Annotated in this window: 20 protein-coding genes; 16 read left to right on the top strand and 4 right to left on the bottom strand. The window is 69.7% G+C overall.

The annotated features are described in order from the left end of the window. The first annotated feature begins 12 nt into the window (after positions 1 to 12). From rplF to BLW32_RS22790, 10 genes are all read left to right on the top strand, one after another. Entirely contained in the window at positions 13 to 552 is a 540-nt protein-coding gene (rplF, locus tag BLW32_RS22835; RefSeq protein ID WP_068522651.1) for a 50S ribosomal protein L6, read from the top strand. A gap of 3 nt (positions 553 to 555) precedes the next feature. Continuing rightward, entirely contained in the window at positions 556 to 960 is a 405-nt protein-coding gene (gene rplR, locus BLW32_RS22830; protein WP_068522650.1) for a 50S ribosomal protein L18, read from the top strand. A gap of 43 nt (positions 961 to 1,003) precedes the next feature. Next, positions 1,004 to 1,648 (top strand): 30S ribosomal protein S5, encoded by a 645-nt coding sequence (rpsE, locus tag BLW32_RS22825; protein ID WP_068522649.1) that lies wholly within the window; start codon positions 1,004 to 1,006, stop codon positions 1,646 to 1,648. A 3-nt stretch (positions 1,649 to 1,651) separates the two neighbouring features. Beyond that, complete coding sequence (gene rpmD / locus BLW32_RS22820) at positions 1,652 to 1,831, top strand: 50S ribosomal protein L30 (protein ID WP_068522648.1); 180 nt, start codon at positions 1,652 to 1,654, stop codon at positions 1,829 to 1,831. 3 nt (positions 1,832 to 1,834) lie between these two features. Further along, positions 1,835 to 2,293 (top strand): 50S ribosomal protein L15, encoded by a 459-nt coding sequence (gene rplO, locus BLW32_RS22815; protein ID WP_068522647.1) that lies wholly within the window; start codon positions 1,835 to 1,837, stop codon positions 2,291 to 2,293. A gap of 269 nt (positions 2,294 to 2,562) precedes the next feature. Next, positions 2,563 to 3,876 (top strand): preprotein translocase subunit SecY, encoded by a 1,314-nt coding sequence (gene secY, locus BLW32_RS22810; RefSeq protein WP_068522646.1) that lies wholly within the window; start codon positions 2,563 to 2,565, stop codon positions 3,874 to 3,876. After that, positions 3,873 to 4,418 carry an adenylate kinase gene (locus BLW32_RS22805; RefSeq protein ID WP_068522645.1) on the top strand — a complete coding sequence of 182 codons (546 nt, stop codon included), beginning with the start codon at positions 3,873 to 3,875 and terminating at the stop codon, positions 4,416 to 4,418. The genes secY and BLW32_RS22805 overlap by 4 nt, the downstream gene beginning before the upstream one ends. After that, positions 4,415 to 5,209: a type I methionyl aminopeptidase gene (gene map / locus BLW32_RS22800; protein ID WP_074850798.1), complete on the top strand. Its 795-nt coding sequence runs from the start codon at positions 4,415 to 4,417 to the stop codon at positions 5,207 to 5,209. Before BLW32_RS22805 ends, map begins: the two co-directional genes overlap by 4 nt. Positions 5,210 to 5,268: 59 nt before the next feature. Further along, positions 5,269 to 6,042, top strand: a complete 774-nt coding sequence (locus BLW32_RS22795; RefSeq protein ID WP_068741546.1) for a MerR family transcriptional regulator — start codon at positions 5,269 to 5,271, stop codon at positions 6,040 to 6,042. A gap of 75 nt (positions 6,043 to 6,117) precedes the next feature. Then, positions 6,118 to 6,780 carry a hypothetical protein gene (locus BLW32_RS22790; RefSeq protein WP_068523272.1) on the top strand — a complete coding sequence of 221 codons (663 nt, stop codon included), beginning with the start codon at positions 6,118 to 6,120 and terminating at the stop codon, positions 6,778 to 6,780. 15 nt (positions 6,781 to 6,795) lie between these two features. On the opposite strand, the gene BLW32_RS22785 is transcribed toward BLW32_RS22790, so the two are convergent. From BLW32_RS22785 to BLW32_RS22775, 3 genes are all read right to left on the bottom strand, one after another. Further along, the gene (locus BLW32_RS22785) at positions 6,796 to 8,010 is read right to left on the bottom strand and encodes an RNA polymerase sigma factor (RefSeq protein ID WP_068741547.1); all 1,215 of its coding nucleotides are present in this window, start codon (positions 8,008 to 8,010) and stop codon (positions 6,796 to 6,798) included. Positions 8,011 to 8,015: 5 nt separating this feature from the next. Next, the gene (locus tag BLW32_RS22780; protein WP_068741548.1) at positions 8,016 to 8,408 is read right to left on the bottom strand and encodes a YciI family protein; all 393 of its coding nucleotides are present in this window, start codon (positions 8,406 to 8,408) and stop codon (positions 8,016 to 8,018) included. 610 nt (positions 8,409 to 9,018) lie between these two features. After that, positions 9,019 to 10,320, bottom strand: coding sequence for a bifunctional o-acetylhomoserine/o-acetylserine sulfhydrylase (locus tag BLW32_RS22775; RefSeq protein WP_068522642.1), 1,302 nt, complete (start codon positions 10,318 to 10,320; stop codon positions 9,019 to 9,021). A 75-nt stretch (positions 10,321 to 10,395) separates the two neighbouring features. Here BLW32_RS22775 and BLW32_RS22770 point away from each other — a divergent pair, with 75 nt between their 5' ends. Next, positions 10,396 to 10,926 carry an NUDIX hydrolase gene (locus tag BLW32_RS22770; protein WP_068522641.1) on the top strand — a complete coding sequence of 177 codons (531 nt, stop codon included), beginning with the start codon at positions 10,396 to 10,398 and terminating at the stop codon, positions 10,924 to 10,926. Between the two features lie 107 nt (positions 10,927 to 11,033). Next, the gene (gene infA / locus BLW32_RS22765) at positions 11,034 to 11,255 is read left to right on the top strand and encodes a translation initiation factor IF-1 (protein ID WP_005140011.1); all 222 of its coding nucleotides are present in this window, start codon (positions 11,034 to 11,036) and stop codon (positions 11,253 to 11,255) included. 67 nt (positions 11,256 to 11,322) lie between these two features. Here infA and BLW32_RS22760 read toward each other — a convergent pair whose 3' ends face one another. Then, positions 11,323 to 12,060, bottom strand: coding sequence for a chymotrypsin family serine protease (locus tag BLW32_RS22760; protein ID WP_068741549.1), 738 nt, complete (start codon positions 12,058 to 12,060; stop codon positions 11,323 to 11,325). Between the two features lie 263 nt (positions 12,061 to 12,323). Here BLW32_RS22760 and rpmJ point away from each other — a divergent pair, with 263 nt between their 5' ends. From rpmJ to rpsD, 4 genes are all read left to right on the top strand, one after another. Beyond that, positions 12,324 to 12,437 carry a 50S ribosomal protein L36 gene (rpmJ, locus tag BLW32_RS22755; protein ID WP_013127970.1) on the top strand — a complete coding sequence of 38 codons (114 nt, stop codon included), beginning with the start codon at positions 12,324 to 12,326 and terminating at the stop codon, positions 12,435 to 12,437. A 183-nt stretch (positions 12,438 to 12,620) separates the two neighbouring features. After that, a complete protein-coding gene (gene rpsM, locus BLW32_RS22750) occupies positions 12,621 to 12,992 on the top strand; it encodes a 30S ribosomal protein S13 (protein WP_068522639.1) in 372 nt (123 codons plus the stop codon). After that, positions 12,992 to 13,402 carry a 30S ribosomal protein S11 gene (rpsK, locus tag BLW32_RS22745; RefSeq protein WP_068522638.1) on the top strand — a complete coding sequence of 137 codons (411 nt, stop codon included), beginning with the start codon at positions 12,992 to 12,994 and terminating at the stop codon, positions 13,400 to 13,402. Before rpsM ends, rpsK begins: the two co-directional genes overlap by 1 nt. Positions 13,403 to 13,423: 21 nt before the next feature. Beyond that, entirely contained in the window at positions 13,424 to 14,029 is a 606-nt protein-coding gene (gene rpsD, locus BLW32_RS22740) for a 30S ribosomal protein S4 (protein WP_068522637.1), read from the top strand. The last annotated feature ends 15 nt before the right edge of the window (positions 14,030 to 14,044 follow it).

Here is a 14,044-nt window from a genome sequence, read left to right as displayed (position 1 = left end):
GGACAGAAACTTATGTCGCGAATTGGTAAGCACCCCGTGGTCGTTCCCGCGGGCGTCGACGTGCAGATCGCCGGCCAGGACGTCACCGTCAAGGGCCCCAAGGGCCAGCTGGCGCTGACCGTCTCCGAGCCGATCTCGGTGTCGAAGAACGATGAGGGCGCCGTCGTGGTGGCCCGTCCCGACGACGAGCGGCGCAACAAGGCGCTGCACGGTCTGTCGCGGACCCTGGTCGCCAACATGGTGACGGGTGTGACCGAGGGTTACACCAAGAAGATGGAGATCTACGGCGTGGGTTACCGCGTGGCGCTCAAGGGCAAGGACCTCGAGTTCTCGCTCGGCTTCAGCCACCCGGTCCCGATCGAGGCGCCCGAGGGCATCACCTTCGCGGTCGAGAGCCCCACCAAGTTCTCCGTGTCCGGCATCGACAAGCAGCAGGTCGGCCAGGTCTCGGCGGTCATCCGCAAGCTCCGTCGTCCCGATCCCTACAAGGGCAAGGGCGTGCGGTACGAGGGTGAGCAGATCCGTCGCAAGGTCGGAAAGACGGGTAAGTAACTCATGGCAACTCAGACTGAGAACAAGAAGCGCATCCCGGTGGGCAAGGACGTCTCGACTCGTCGTCGTACGTCGAAGGCCCGTCGTCACTTCCGCCTGCGCAAGAAGATCGAGGGCACCGCGGTCCGTCCGCGGCTCGCGGTCAAGCGTTCGAGCCGGCACATCCACGTCCAGCTGATCGACGACCTCAAGGGCCACACGCTGGCCGCGGCGTCGACGCTGGAGGCGGACGTCAAGGCCGCGGGCGGCGACAAGTCGGCCCAGGCCAAGAAGGTCGGCGAGCTCATCGCCGCCCGTGCCAAGGCTGCCGGTGTGGAGGCCGTCGTGTTCGACCGTGGTGGCAACAAGTACCACGGCCGGATCGCCGCGCTCGCGGACGCCGCTCGCGAAGGCGGGTTGACGTTCTGATGACCCACACCACCATGTTTTCCATCGAAGGAGAGGCAGCCTGATGCCCGGACGTCAGCGTCGTGACGGCGGAAACAACGGCCCCGCCGGAAACAACGAGAACTCGAACGACCGCCGCGGCGGTCGTGGTGGCCGCGACCGCGATCAGCGCGGTGGCCGCAACGAGGCCGAGAAGAGCAACTACATCGAGAAGGTTGTCACCATCAACCGCGTCTCGAAGGTCGTGAAGGGTGGTCGTCGCTTCAGCTTCACCGCCCTCGTGATCGTCGGCGACGGCCAGGGCATGGTCGGCGTCGGTTACGGCAAGGCCAAGGAAGTTCCTGCGGCCATCCAGAAGGGTGTCGAGGAGGCCCGGAAGAACTTCTTCCGCGTCCCCATGATCGGCAACACCATCGTGCACCCGGTCCAGGGTGAGGCCGCGGCCGGCGTCGTGCTGCTGCGTCCCGCCAGCCCGGGTACCGGTGTCATCGCCGGTGGCGCCGTGCGTCCCGTGCTCGAGGCGGCCGGCGTCCACGACGTCATCGCCAAGAGCCTCGGCTCGGACAACGCCATCAACGTGGTGCACGCGACCGTGGCCGCTCTCAAGGAGCTGCAGCGTCCGGAGGAGGTCGCGGCTCGTCGCGGCCTGCCCATCGAGGACGTGGCCCCGGCCGGCATGCTCCGCGCCCGTGCAGGTCAGGGAGCGTAAGTCATGGCAGAGCTGAAGATCACCCAGGTGCGGGGCCTCGTCGGGCTCAAGCAGAACCAGCGCGACAGCCTGCGCACCCTGGGCCTCAAGGGCATCCGCAAGTCGGTCGTCCGTGAGGACACCCCCGTCAATCGCGGCCTGATCCAGGTCGTTTCGCATCTCGTGGAAGTGGAGGAGGTGTAAGCAATGGCTATCAAGCTGCACGATCTCCGTCCCGCCAAGGGCGCGAAGACGGCCAAGACCCGCGTGGGTCGCGGTGAGGGCTCGAAGGGTAAGACCGCCGGTCGCGGCACCAAGGGCACCAAGGCGCGCAAGAACGTCCCCGTGGCGTTCGAGGGCGGCCAGATGCCGCTGCACATGCGGCTGCCGAAGCTCAAGGGCTTCAAGAACCGCAACCGCGTCGAGTACCAGGTGGTGAACGTGGGCGACATCGCTCGCCTGTTCCCGCAGGGCGGCACCATCGGCATCGACGAGCTCGTCGCCGCCGGTGCGGTTCGCAAGAACCGTGTCGTCAAGGTGCTGGGCGACGGCGAGATCAGCGTCAAGGTGGACGTGACGGCGACCAAGGTCACCGGCGCCGCCAAGGCGAAGATCGAGGCCGCCGGTGGTTCGACCACCGAGCTGAAGCCCTCGGCCGAGGCCTAGTCCTCGCGCTGCGCAACGTGGACGCCGCGGTAGGCGCCGGTCACCGGTGCCTACCGCGGCTCTCGTTTCGCGGGTCCGACGGTGCGCCGTCGGGCGCGGGCGGGGCCCCTGTCGGGGCGCACCGCCATGAGCAGCCGCTTTGAGTGCGGCTGTTAGAGTTCATACGTTTGCAGGATTACCCATGAGGACACGGCGCTCCGCCGCGGGTGGAGCGCGTGTCCACGAGCGTGGGGCGGCCCGTCCGGGCCGCCCGGCTGCCAGGAGGATGTGTGCTTTCGGCCCTAGTCCCGATCTTCCGGACCCCGGAGTTGCGGCGGAAGATCCTGATCGTCCTGGGCATCCTCGTGCTCTACCGGCTCGGCGCCACGCTGCCGTCGCCCGGTGTGAACTTCGGGACGATCACCGAGTGCGTCGACAAGGCCACGAGCGGCGACAGCGGCCAGGTGTACTCGCTGATCAACATGTTCTCCGGCGGCGCCCTGCTGCAGCTGTCGGTGTTCGCGATCGGCATCATGCCGTACATCACCGCGTCGATCATCATCCAGCTGCTGATGGTGGTCATCCCGCGCTTCGAGACCCTTCGTAAGGAGGGCCAGGCCGGCCAGGCGAAGATCACGCAGTACACCCGCTACCTCACGGTGGCGCTGGCGCTGCTGCAGGCCACCGCGATCGTCGCGATGGCCTCGCGCGGCAACCTGCTGCCCGACTGCCCCGGCATCCTCGACGACAACGGCGTCTTCTCGCTGTCGGTCATCGTCGCCACCATGACCGCCGGCGCGATCCTGGTGATGTGGTTCGGCGAGCTGATCACCGAGCGCGGCATCGGCAACGGCATGTCGCTGCTCATCTTCGCCGGCATCGCCTCGCGCCTGCCCGCCGATGGCCAGCAGATCCTGCAGAGCCAGGGCGGCCTCGCCTTCGGCCTCGTCTGCTTCGCGGTCTTCCTCATCCTCGTCGCCGTCGTCTTCGTCGAGCAGGGCCAGCGCCGCATCCCGGTGCAGTACGCCAAGCGCATGGTCGGCCGCAAGATGTACGGCGGCTCGTCGACCTACCTGCCGCTCAAGGTGAACACCGCCGGCGTCATCCCGGTCATCTTCGCCTCGTCGCTGCTGTACCTGCCGCAGCTGGTCATCCAGCTCGTCGCGAGCGATTCGACCGCCGGCTGGGTGCAGTGGATCCAGACCAACCTGGTGAACCCCGGCAGCACCTGGCACATCGTGATCTACTTCGCGCTGATCATCTTCTTCACCTACTTCTACGTCGCGATCACCTTCAACCCGGAGGAGCGCGCGGACGAGATGAAGAAGTTCGGCGGCTTCATCCCGGGCATCCGTCCCGGCAAGCCGACCGCCGACTACCTGAACTACGTCCTGCAGCGCATCACGCTGCCCGGTTCGCTGTACCTCGGCATCATCGCGATCCTCCCGAACCTCTTCATCGAACTGACCGGTAGCGGCTCGAACATGAGTAATCTGCCGTTCGGCGGCACGATGGTGCTCATCATCGTGGTCGTGGCGCTCGATACCACCAAGCAGGTCGAAAGCCAGTTGATGCAACGTAACTACGAAGGATTCCTCAAGTGAGACTCGTTATTCTCGGCCCTCCCGGCGCGGGCAAGGGCACGCAGGCCGAACGACTGTCGGAGAAGTACGGCATTCCGCACATCTCGACGGGCGACCTGTTCCGCGCCAACATCAGCGAGGGCACCCCGCTGGGCGTCGAGGCGAAGAAGTACATGGACGCGGGCGAGCTCGTCCCGTCGTCGGTCACCGTCGACATGGTGCGCTCCCGCCTGGCGGAGCCGGACGCGACGAACGGCTTCATCCTCGACGGCTTCCCGCGCGCGACGGACCAGGCCGATGCGCTCGGCGAGATCCTGGCCGAGGGCGGCCAGAAGCTCGACGCCGTCGTCTCCTTCGAGGTTCCCGAGGACACCGTCGTCGAGCGCATGCTCGCCCGCGGCCGCGCGGACGACACCGAAGAGGTCATCCGCAACCGCCTGCACGTGTACGAGAACCAGACCGCGCCGCTGCTCGCCTACTACGGCGACTTCGTCACGCACATCGACGCCGTCGGCACCGTCGACGAGGTGCTGGGCCGCGTGACCGCGCAGCTCGACAAGTGAGTCGTTTCCGCCGCAAGAAGACCGTGCCCTTCCGCTCCGCGGGAGAGCTCGACGCGATGGCCGCCGCGGGCGCCGTCGTGGGCCGCGCGCTCGTCGCGGTCCGCGATGCCGCCCGCGTCGGCGTTTCCACCTTCGAACTCGACGAGGTCGCCGAGACGGTGATCCGCGAGGCCGGGGCCGTCCCGTCGTTCAAGGGCTACCACGGCTTCCCGGGCTCGATCTGCTCGTCGGTCAACGAGGTCGTCGTGCACGGCATCCCGGACCGCTCGACGGTGCTGGCGCTGGGCGACCTGGTCTCCATCGACTGCGGCGCGATCCTCGACGGCTGGCACGGCGACTCCGCGTGGACCTTCGGCGTGGGCGAGCTGTCCGCGGAGGACGAGGACCTCTCCGAGGCCACGCGCCTCGCGATGGAGGCCGGCATCGCCGCCATGCTCGACGGCAACCGCCTCACCGACGTCTCGCACGCCATCGAGACCGCCACCTACGCGCAGGCCGCCCGCCTGGGGCGCGACCTCGCGATCGTCGACGGCTACGGCGGCCACGGCATCGGCCGCGAGATGCACATGGAACCCTTCCTCGCCAACGAGGGCGACCCGGGCAAGGGCCCGCAGCTCGTCATCGGCTCCACCCTCGCGATCGAGCCGATGCTCACCCTGGGCACCCCCGACACGTCCGTCCTCGAGGACGATTGGACCGTCGTCACGGACGACGGTGCCCGCGCGGCGCACTGGGAGCACACCGTCGCCGTCACCGCCGACGGCCCCCGCATCCTCACCCCGCGTCCCTGACCTGCGCCGATGAATTCCGGCTTGACCCTCACGCGACGTGAGGCCGGAGTGTGGTCGCTGTGAACGAACGGAAGCCCGCGCACACGGTCGGCGCCATCGCGCGCCTCACCGGCGTGAGCGTGCGGACGCTGCACCACTACGACGAGATCGGTCTCGTGGTGCCCTCCGACCGCACGCACGCCGGGTACCGGGTGTACTCCGACGGTGACGTCGAGCGCCTGCATCAGGTGCTGACCTACCGGGAGCTGGGCTTCCCCCTCGAGCAGATAGCGACCCTGCTCGACGATCCGTCGGCCGATGCCATCGCGCATCTGGAGGCGCAACGGAAGCTGCTGTCCGAGCGGATCGATCGTTTGCACCGGATGGTCGCGGCTGTGGAGGACATGATGAGCAGCAAGAAGCGGGGGATCACCCTGACCGCCGAGGAGCAGACCGAGATCTTCGGCGCCGACTGGCTCGGCGAGGGCTACGCCGAGGAGGCCGAGCAGCGCTGGGGCGACACCGACGCCTGGAAGCAGAGCGCCGAGCGCACCGCGAAGCTGAGCAAGGACGACTGGCGGCAGCTCAAGGCCGAGGGTGACGCCCTCGAGGCCGCGCTCGCCGACGGCCTGGCCCGCGGCGTCGCTCCCGGCTCGCCCGAGGCGAACGAGCTCGCCGAGCGGCATCGCGCCGGTATCGACCGCTGGTACGACTGCGACCACGCGATGCAGGTGTGCGTGGCCCGGATGTACGTGACCGATCCGCGGTTCAGGAAGCACTACGAGGACATCGCGCCGGGCCTCGCGCAGTACGTGGTCGACATCGTCACCGCGAACGCGGAGCTCCACACGTGAGCTCGGGCCGCTCAGGACCTCGCGAAGGCTCCTGAGCGGTCCGAACCGTCGCGCTAGCCTGGTCTCGTGGACTGGATGAACTACTGGTGGCTCATCTTCGTGTTCGGCGGCTCGATCAGCGCGGCGGTCAAGGGCGCGTCGGCGTGGAACGAGCGCCGCGCGAACCGGCGCCTGGAGAAGTATCGGATCAAGCAGGAGACCAAGGTCGCGCTGGCCACCGCGCAGGGCATGGGCCGGGTGGACGCGGCGCAGGTGCAGCGGGAGCTCGAGCGTGCGGCCGCCGAGCACGACGCCGTCGACACGCGGTGGTTCGGCTACGAGACGGACCTCGCGACCATCCTCGACCACCCGATGATGATCGACATGCGGGAGCCGCTCACCGTCGACTTCCACAAGGCCAAGCGCCGGGCCGACCTGCTCCGCCCGGAGGGGCCCGACGGTGCCTCCGCGGCGGACGTCGAGCAGTACCGCGACGCGGTGCACGCGTACGCCGCGGCCTTCGACGTCGCGGAGCAGGAGGCCAAGCGGCGGCGCCGCGGCGACTTCTCGCCGCTGGAGCAGGAGCGGCTCGCGAAGGCGCAGCGCCTCCTGGCCGTCGCGCTCGACGGCTCCGCCACCGGCCCGGAGCGCCAGCAGGCCTACCAGCGCGCCCGCGCCGAGCTGGACGGCCTCATCGACCTGCCGCGGTCCGCCACCGTCGCGCTGGAGAACCAGGTCCGCGCGGCCCTGGAACGCTGAGCCCCCGAGCGCGCGTCACCGCTCGAGGTCTCGGAGCCGCCGGTTGAGGTACCGCTGTTCGGGGAGGCTCGCCGTGCGCGCGGCCGCCGTGCGGTACGCGGCGGCCGCGTCGCCGGGGCGGCCCGCCAGCTCGTACAGGTGCGCGCGGGCGGCGGGGAGCCGGTGTCCGTCGCGCAGCGCGCGGTCGTCGTCCAGCCGGGCGAGCAGCGCGAGGCCCGCCTCGGGCCCGTACGCCATCCCCACGGCCACCGCGTGATTGAGGGAGACGGTGCCGGACGGCGCGATCCGCTCGAGCATCCGGTACAGCACGACGATCTGCGCCCAGTCGGTGTCGCCGTACGACTCCGCCTCGGCGTGCACCGCCGCGATCGCGGCCTGCAGCGCGAAGGGGCCCACGTGGCCGCGGGGGAGCAGGGCCTCGAGGATCGTGACTCCCTCGGCGATCGCGTCGCGCCGCCACCGTGAGCGGTCCTGTTCGGCGAGGGGGACGAGGTCGCCGCGGGCGTCCACGCGGGCCGGTGCCCGCGCGTCGGTGAGCACCATGAGCGCGAGGGCGGCCGCGGCCTCGTCGTGATCGGGGAAGGCCGCGACCATCCGCCGGGTCAGGCGCACGGCCTCCGCCGTCAGCCCGTCGTCCAGCAGGTCGGTACCGGAGCTGCGGGTGTACCCGGCCGTGAACATGAGGTGGCACACGTCCAGGGCGGCCGCCACGCGGGCGGGGAGCTCCGCGCCGGACGGCACGGGGAAGGTGGCGCCGGCGTCGCGCAGGGTCGCGCGGGCGCGGGTCAGCCGCTGCGTCATCGTCCGGGGCGGCACGAGGTACACGGCCGCGATGCGCTCCACGCCGAGCCCCGCCACGGCGCGCAGGGCCAGCGCGACCTGGGAGGACCTGGTCAGCGCCGGGTGGGCGCAGAGGAGCAGGAGGTCGACGGTGTCGTCGGCCGACGAGACCTCGGCGGCGGCCCCGCTCCGCGCGTCGACCTCCTCGCGCCGCGTGCGGGCGGCCTCCGACCGCCACCGATCGATGAGGCGGCGGTGCGCCACCCGGATCAACCACCCGCGCGGATCGTCGGGAGTCCCGTCGCGCGGCCACTGCCGGACGGCGGCCTCGGCCGCCTCCTGCACCGCGTCCTCGCACGCCGCGAGATCGGCGCGGACGCGGAGGAGGGCGGCCAGGACGTGCGGCGACTCGCGCCGCCACACGTCCTCGAAGGCGTCTCCGGCGGGCACGGCGCTCAGGACTCGTCGCCGCCCGGGCCCATCACCGGCCGCAGCTCGACGGTCTCGCCGGGGCCGGCGAACTGCGCGGCCACCGCCTCGGCCCGCTGCCGGTCCTCCACGTCGATGAGGAAGAAGCCCGCGAGGTGCTCCTTCGTCTCGGAGTACGGCCCGTCGACCGCGAGCGGCGCGTCGTCGTGCCAGCGGTAGAGGCGCGCCGAGACGGGGTCGCCGAGCGCCTCGCCGCCGACGAGCTCGCCGCGCTCGTCCAGCTCGGTGAGGAGCCGTTCGAAATCGGCGTCCATCCGCGCCTTCACGGCGGGGTCGAGATCCCGGTACTCGGGCAGGAAGTCCCCGGTGGGGTGTCCCCAGGGCTGGGGATGGGAATGGATCATGATGACGTACTTCACGGCTCGCTCCTCTCGGCGTACCGCGCCGGATGCGCGGTACGAGGGGACGTCGAAGCCAGGATGGCCGATGTCGACACGACGTGGCCGGTGAATCCGTGAGGTGCACCCGCGGCCCACCGCTGTAGCCCCGGGAGAACCAGGTCCGCGCGGCCCCGGAGCGGAAGCCCGTCAACGGCCCGATCAGTGTGGTGGCGACGCCGACGCGGTCGTAGGTGCCCCGTGCGCGGGCGTCCATCGTTGCCAGTACGACGTCGTTGTCGCGCGCGGCGACCGCCACGAGTGCGTCGTACACGGCCCCGCCGGCGATGCCCCGCTCTGCGCACACCTGATGGAACCGGGCGTGATGCCGAGCGCGTCACGCAGCTGCTTCGGGACCAGGATCCGGCCCACGGAATCCACTGTCGCCTCCATAGGGAACGCGGTACCAGTGAAATCCCAATCCCGTCTCCGGTGCACGGACGAGCGCCCCCGAGTCGAGGACTCGGGGGCGCTCCGTCGTGCCCGTCTCTAGGTGCAGCCGCGCTGCACGGCCGCGGTCCAGGCACCGTCGTCCTGGAGGACGGACCGGGCCGCCCGTCGCAACCATCGCAGCGCGCGCATCGTTGGCTCCCTAGGACGCGTTCGCCGCGGCCTTGAGGCCCAGCTGCAGGTCGGTGAGGATGTCGTCGATGTGCTCGATGCCCACGGCCAGGCGCACGAGGCCCGGCGTGACGCCGGCCTCGAGCTGCTCCTGCTCGGTGAGCTGCGAATGCGTGGTCGACGCGGGGTGGATCACGAGCGAGCGCACGTCGCCGATGTTCGCGACGTGGCTGTGCAGCTGCAGGGCGTCGACGAAGGCCTTGCCCGCGGGGACGCCGCCGGCCAGCTCGAACGCGACGATGGCGCCGGCGCCCTTGGGCAGCAGCTCCTTCGCGCGCTCGTGGTACGGCGACGAGGGCAGCCCGGCGTAGATGACGTCGGTGACGCCCTCCTGCCCGGCGAGGTACTCGGCGACCTTCTGCGCGTTCTCGATGTGCCGCTCCACGCGCAGGCTCAGCGTCTCGATGCCCTGCGAGAGCAGGAAGGCGTTGAACGGCGAGATCGCGGGGCCCAGGTCGCGCAGCAGCTGCACGCGCGCCTTGAGCGCGAAGGCGGGCGCGCCGAGGTCGGCGAAGACGACGCCGTGGTACGACGGGTCAGGGGTGGTGAAGTTCGGGTGCCGGCCCTGCGTCCAGTCGAAGTTGCCGCCGTCGACGATGACGCCGCCGATCGCGGAGCCGTGGCCGCCGAGGTACTTGGTGGCCGAGTGCACGACGATGTCGGCGCCGTGCGCCAGCGGGTTGAGCAGGTACGGGGTCGCGACGGTGTTGTCGACGATGAGCGGCAGCCCGCTCTCGTGCGCGACACCCGAGACGCCCGCGACGTCGAGGACGTGGCCGCGCGGGTTCGAGATGGTCTCGGCGAAGAAGGCGCGGGTGTTGGGGCGGACGGCGGCGCGCCACTGCTCCAGGTCGTCCGGGTTCTCGACGAAGCTGACCTCGATGCCCAGCTTGGCGAGGGTGTAGTGCAGCAGGTTGTAGGTGCCGCCGTACAGGTACGGCGAGCTGACGATGTGGTCGCCCGACTCCGCGACGTTGAGGATCGCGAGGGTCTCGGCCGCCTGGCCCGAGGCCACGAGCAGCGCGGCGACGCCGCCCTCGAGCGCGGCGATCCGCTGCTCGACGGCGTCCTGCGTCGGGTTCATGATGCGGGTGTAGATGTTGCCCGGCTCGGCCAGCCCGAACAGCGCCGCGGCGTGATCGGTGTTGTTGAACGTGTACGACGTGGTCTGGTAGATCGGGAGCGCACGCGCGTTGGTCGCGCCGTCGGGCGTCTGCCCGGCGTGGATCTGCGTGGTCTCGAAATGCCAGTTCGGGCTGTCCGGATTGCTCATGGCCCCGATACAAGTGCACGGGCGCTGCGGTGTCCAGGGTTTGGCTCATACTGTGGAGAAAAGGAGGGCCCGCACGTGGACGAGATCGTCGCGTTGTACGACGACGCCGGGCGCCCGTCGGGCGCGGCGCCGCGGTCCCGCGTGCGCGCCGAGAACCTGCGTCACGGCACCACCGGGATCCTCGTCTTCGACTCCGCCGGCCGGATCTACGTGCACCGCCGCACCCCGATCAAGGACGTCTACCCCGGGCTGCGCGACTTCTGCGCGGGCGGGGTGCTCCTGGCGGGGGAGGAGCCCGACGACGGTGCCGCCCGCGAGGCCTTCGAGGAGCTCGGGGTGCACGGGGTGGAGCTGCGGCCCGTCGGCGTGCGCTCCTACGCCGACGCCCGGACCCGGTTCCTCTGCTTCCAGTACGTCTGCACGTACGACGGGGTCGTCGTCCACCAGCCCGAGGAGGTCGAGAGCGGCGCGTGGACGACGCCGGCGGATCTGCTCGCGGCCGTCGCCGCGGACCCCGGCGACTTCGTCCCCGACTCGGTCGAACTCGCGTTGCACCTCGTCAGCGGCGGGGGCGGTTCCGGGCAGGATTCGTCGGACGAGTCCTGAGCGCGTAGAATAGACGGGTAGCGCGGCGTTCGGCCGCATGCCCGTCCGCTCAGGAGGGGCACAGGTCGCACACGGCGTCCGCTGAAGACAACAGGATCGTGGAGGGTATGGCGAAGAAGGACGGAGCCATCGAGGTGGAGGGCCGCGTCGTCGAGCCGCTCCCCAACGCAATGTTCCGCATCGAGCTGGAGAACGGGCACAAGGTGCTCGCTCACATCAGCGGCAAGATGCGGCAGCACTACATTCGTATTCTGCCCGAGGACCGGGTCGTCGTGGAGCTCTCGCCCTACGACCTGACGCGCGGGCGCATCGTCTACCGGTACAAGTGACCGCGTAGCGCACCCGGATACGAGAAAGACCCACCCCGCGGGGTGGGTCTTCTTCGTGTTCGGGGTGCTAGACCGCCAGGCGCAGGCCGCCCGCCTGGGCGAGGACGAAGCCCAGGTCCCAGTAGTCCGAGACCTCCGAGCCGTCGCGGCCGGGCTCGGACGAGCCGGTGGCGTGGATGCCGAGCGCGGCACCGTCGGACAGGCGGATCAGCGAGGCGCCGCTGTCGCCGGAGCGCAGCTTGAGGTCGGTGCGGAAGCGGTTGGCGGTCACGTCCGTGACGGCGCCGCAGACCCAGCCGCTGGTGCGGCCCTGACTGCACACCTTGTCGCCGATCCGGGCCTTGCCGAGCGAGCGGGGGGCGGCCTTGCCGAGGCGGTTGACCAGCGGCACGCCGGGCTTGAAGGAGACGGTGCCCCAGTCGGGGTGCGAGATGTTGGTCGAGACCTCGCGGCCGTCGACGATCTTGGTGGGCGGGTTCGACGACTTCTCGAACTTCCCCACGGAGATGAGCGCGCGGGCCTGGCCGGGCGCGGGCACGGTGACCTCCTGGCCGACCTTGCCGCAGTGGCCGGCGGTGACGCCCACGCGGCGGCCGTCGGGGGTGGTCGCGAGCACGCCGAGGGTGCACGCGGCGACCTCGATGCCCTCGGCCGTCTCGTTCTGCACGACGTCGATCTCGGAGCCGGGGCCCACGACGATGCGCGGTGCGGCCGCGGCGGGCGCGGCGGAGACGAGGAGGGAGGTCGCGACGCCGATGGCGGCGGTCGCGGCGACGCCCAGGCGGCGGGAGGGGGACAGACGCATCGCGGGTCCTATCGGGATCGAGGGATCAGATCACGGAATCAAGAGTGGTGAATAGTGCATCACCGGTCGTTCCTGAGGCTAGCATGAGAGCCTCCTTGCGCGCGGGTCAGCGCACGCGGTTCGTGGCTGATTTGGGGCCGACGGTCGCGGAGCGTACACTGGATCATCGCGTGCGTGCGCGGCTTCGTCGTGCGTGTCGTGGCACCCCTCCGGCTACCGGTGGCGGTGCGGAAAAACACTGAGAACAACTGGATAGGACTGACGTGAAGGTCAACCCCAGCGTCAAGCCGATCTGCGAGAAGTGCAAGGTGATCCGCCGCAACGGCCGGGTCATGGTGATCTGCGACAACCTGCGTCACAAGCAGCGTCAGGGCTAGATCAGTGCGCTTCGAGCGGTTCGCCGCTTGAACACACGATGACCTCTCCGCACCAGCAGGGGCAGACGAGCCCCTGTGAACCCCCGGCTCGGAGGCCGGGGCCTCGGCCGGCGTGAAAGCGCCGGAACCACCGGGGACGGACGGGGAGCAGACCTCCGACTTAGAAGAAGGAAACCGCCAAGAATGGCACGTCTCATGGGTGTCGATCTCCCGCGCGAGAAGCGCATGGAGATCGCACTGACCTACATCTACGGCATCGGCCGTACCCGCGCGACTGAGATTCTCGCCGAGACCGGTGTGAGCCCGGATCTGCGCAGCAAGGACCTCAGCGACGAGGACCTGACCAAGCTCCGTGACTTCATCGAGGGCACGGACTACAAGGTCGAGGGCGACCTGCGCCGTGAGGTGCAGGCCGACATCCGTCGCAAGATCGAGATCCAGTGCTACCAGGGCATCCGCCACCGTCGTGGCCTGCCCGTGCGTGGCCAGCGCACCAAGACCAACGCTCGCACCCGTAAGGGTCCGAAGAAGACCATCGCCGGAAAGAAGAAGTAATGCCTCCGAAGTCGCGCGCCACGGGCGCGAAGAAGGGCGTTTCGCGTCGTCGCGAAAAGAAGAACGTCCCGCACGGCCACGCTCACATCAAGAGCACGTTCAACAACACGATCGTCTCGATCACGGACCCCAGCGGCAACGTGATCAGCTGGGCCTCCTCGGGCCACGTCGGCTTCAAGGGCTCGCGCAAGAGCACCCCGTTCGCCGCGCAGCTCGCCGCCGAGAACGCTGCCCGCAAGGCGCAGGAGAACGGCGTCAAGAAGGTCGACGTCTTCGTCAAGGGCCCGGGCTCGGGCCGCGAGACCGCAATCCGCTCGCTGCAGGCCGCCGGCCTCGAGGTGGGCACCATTTCCGACGTGACGCCGCAGCCGCACAACGGCTGCCGTCCGCCCAAGCGGCGTCGGGTCTAGGGAAGGTAGGAGAGAGAAACCATGGCTCGTTATACCGGCCCTGTCACCCGTAAGTCCCGTCGTCTGGGCGTCGACCTCGTCGGCGGTTCCGAGGCGTTCGAGCGTCGTCCGTACCCGCCCGGCCAGCACGGCCGCGCGCGGATCAAGGAGTCCGAGTACCTCCTGCAGCTCAAGGAGAAGCAGAAGGCCCGCTTCATGTACGGCGTGATGGAGAAGCAGTTCTCCCGCTACTACAAGGAGGCGAAGGCCGCCACCGGTAAGACCGGTGACGCCCTGCTGCAGATCCTCGAGACCCGCCTCGACAACGTCGTGTACCGCGCCGGCCTGACGCGTACCCGCCGTCAGGCCCGCCAGCTGGTGACCCACGGTCACTTCACGGTGAACGGCGTCCGCGTCGACGTTCCCTCGTACCGCGTCTCGCAGTACGACATCATCGACGTCCGCCCGAAGTCGCTCGGCACCACGCCGTTCCAGATCGCGCGTGAGACCATCGGCGAGCGCACCGCTCCGGCTTGGCTCCAGGTGGTCCCGTCGAACCTGCGCATCCTCGTGCACCGCGTGCCCGAGCGTGAGCAGATCGTCGTGCCCTTCCAGGAGCAGCTCATCGTCGAGTACTACTCGAAGTAAGTAGTACGGGCCGCC

Origin of the sequence: Tsukamurella tyrosinosolvens (genome assembly GCF_900104775.1) — a bacterium.
Lineage (GTDB): Bacteria > Actinomycetota > Actinomycetes > Mycobacteriales > Mycobacteriaceae > Tsukamurella > Tsukamurella tyrosinosolvens.
Note: the sequence above shows the minus strand (reverse complement) of the source record. Positions and strands in the feature narration are given on the sequence as shown.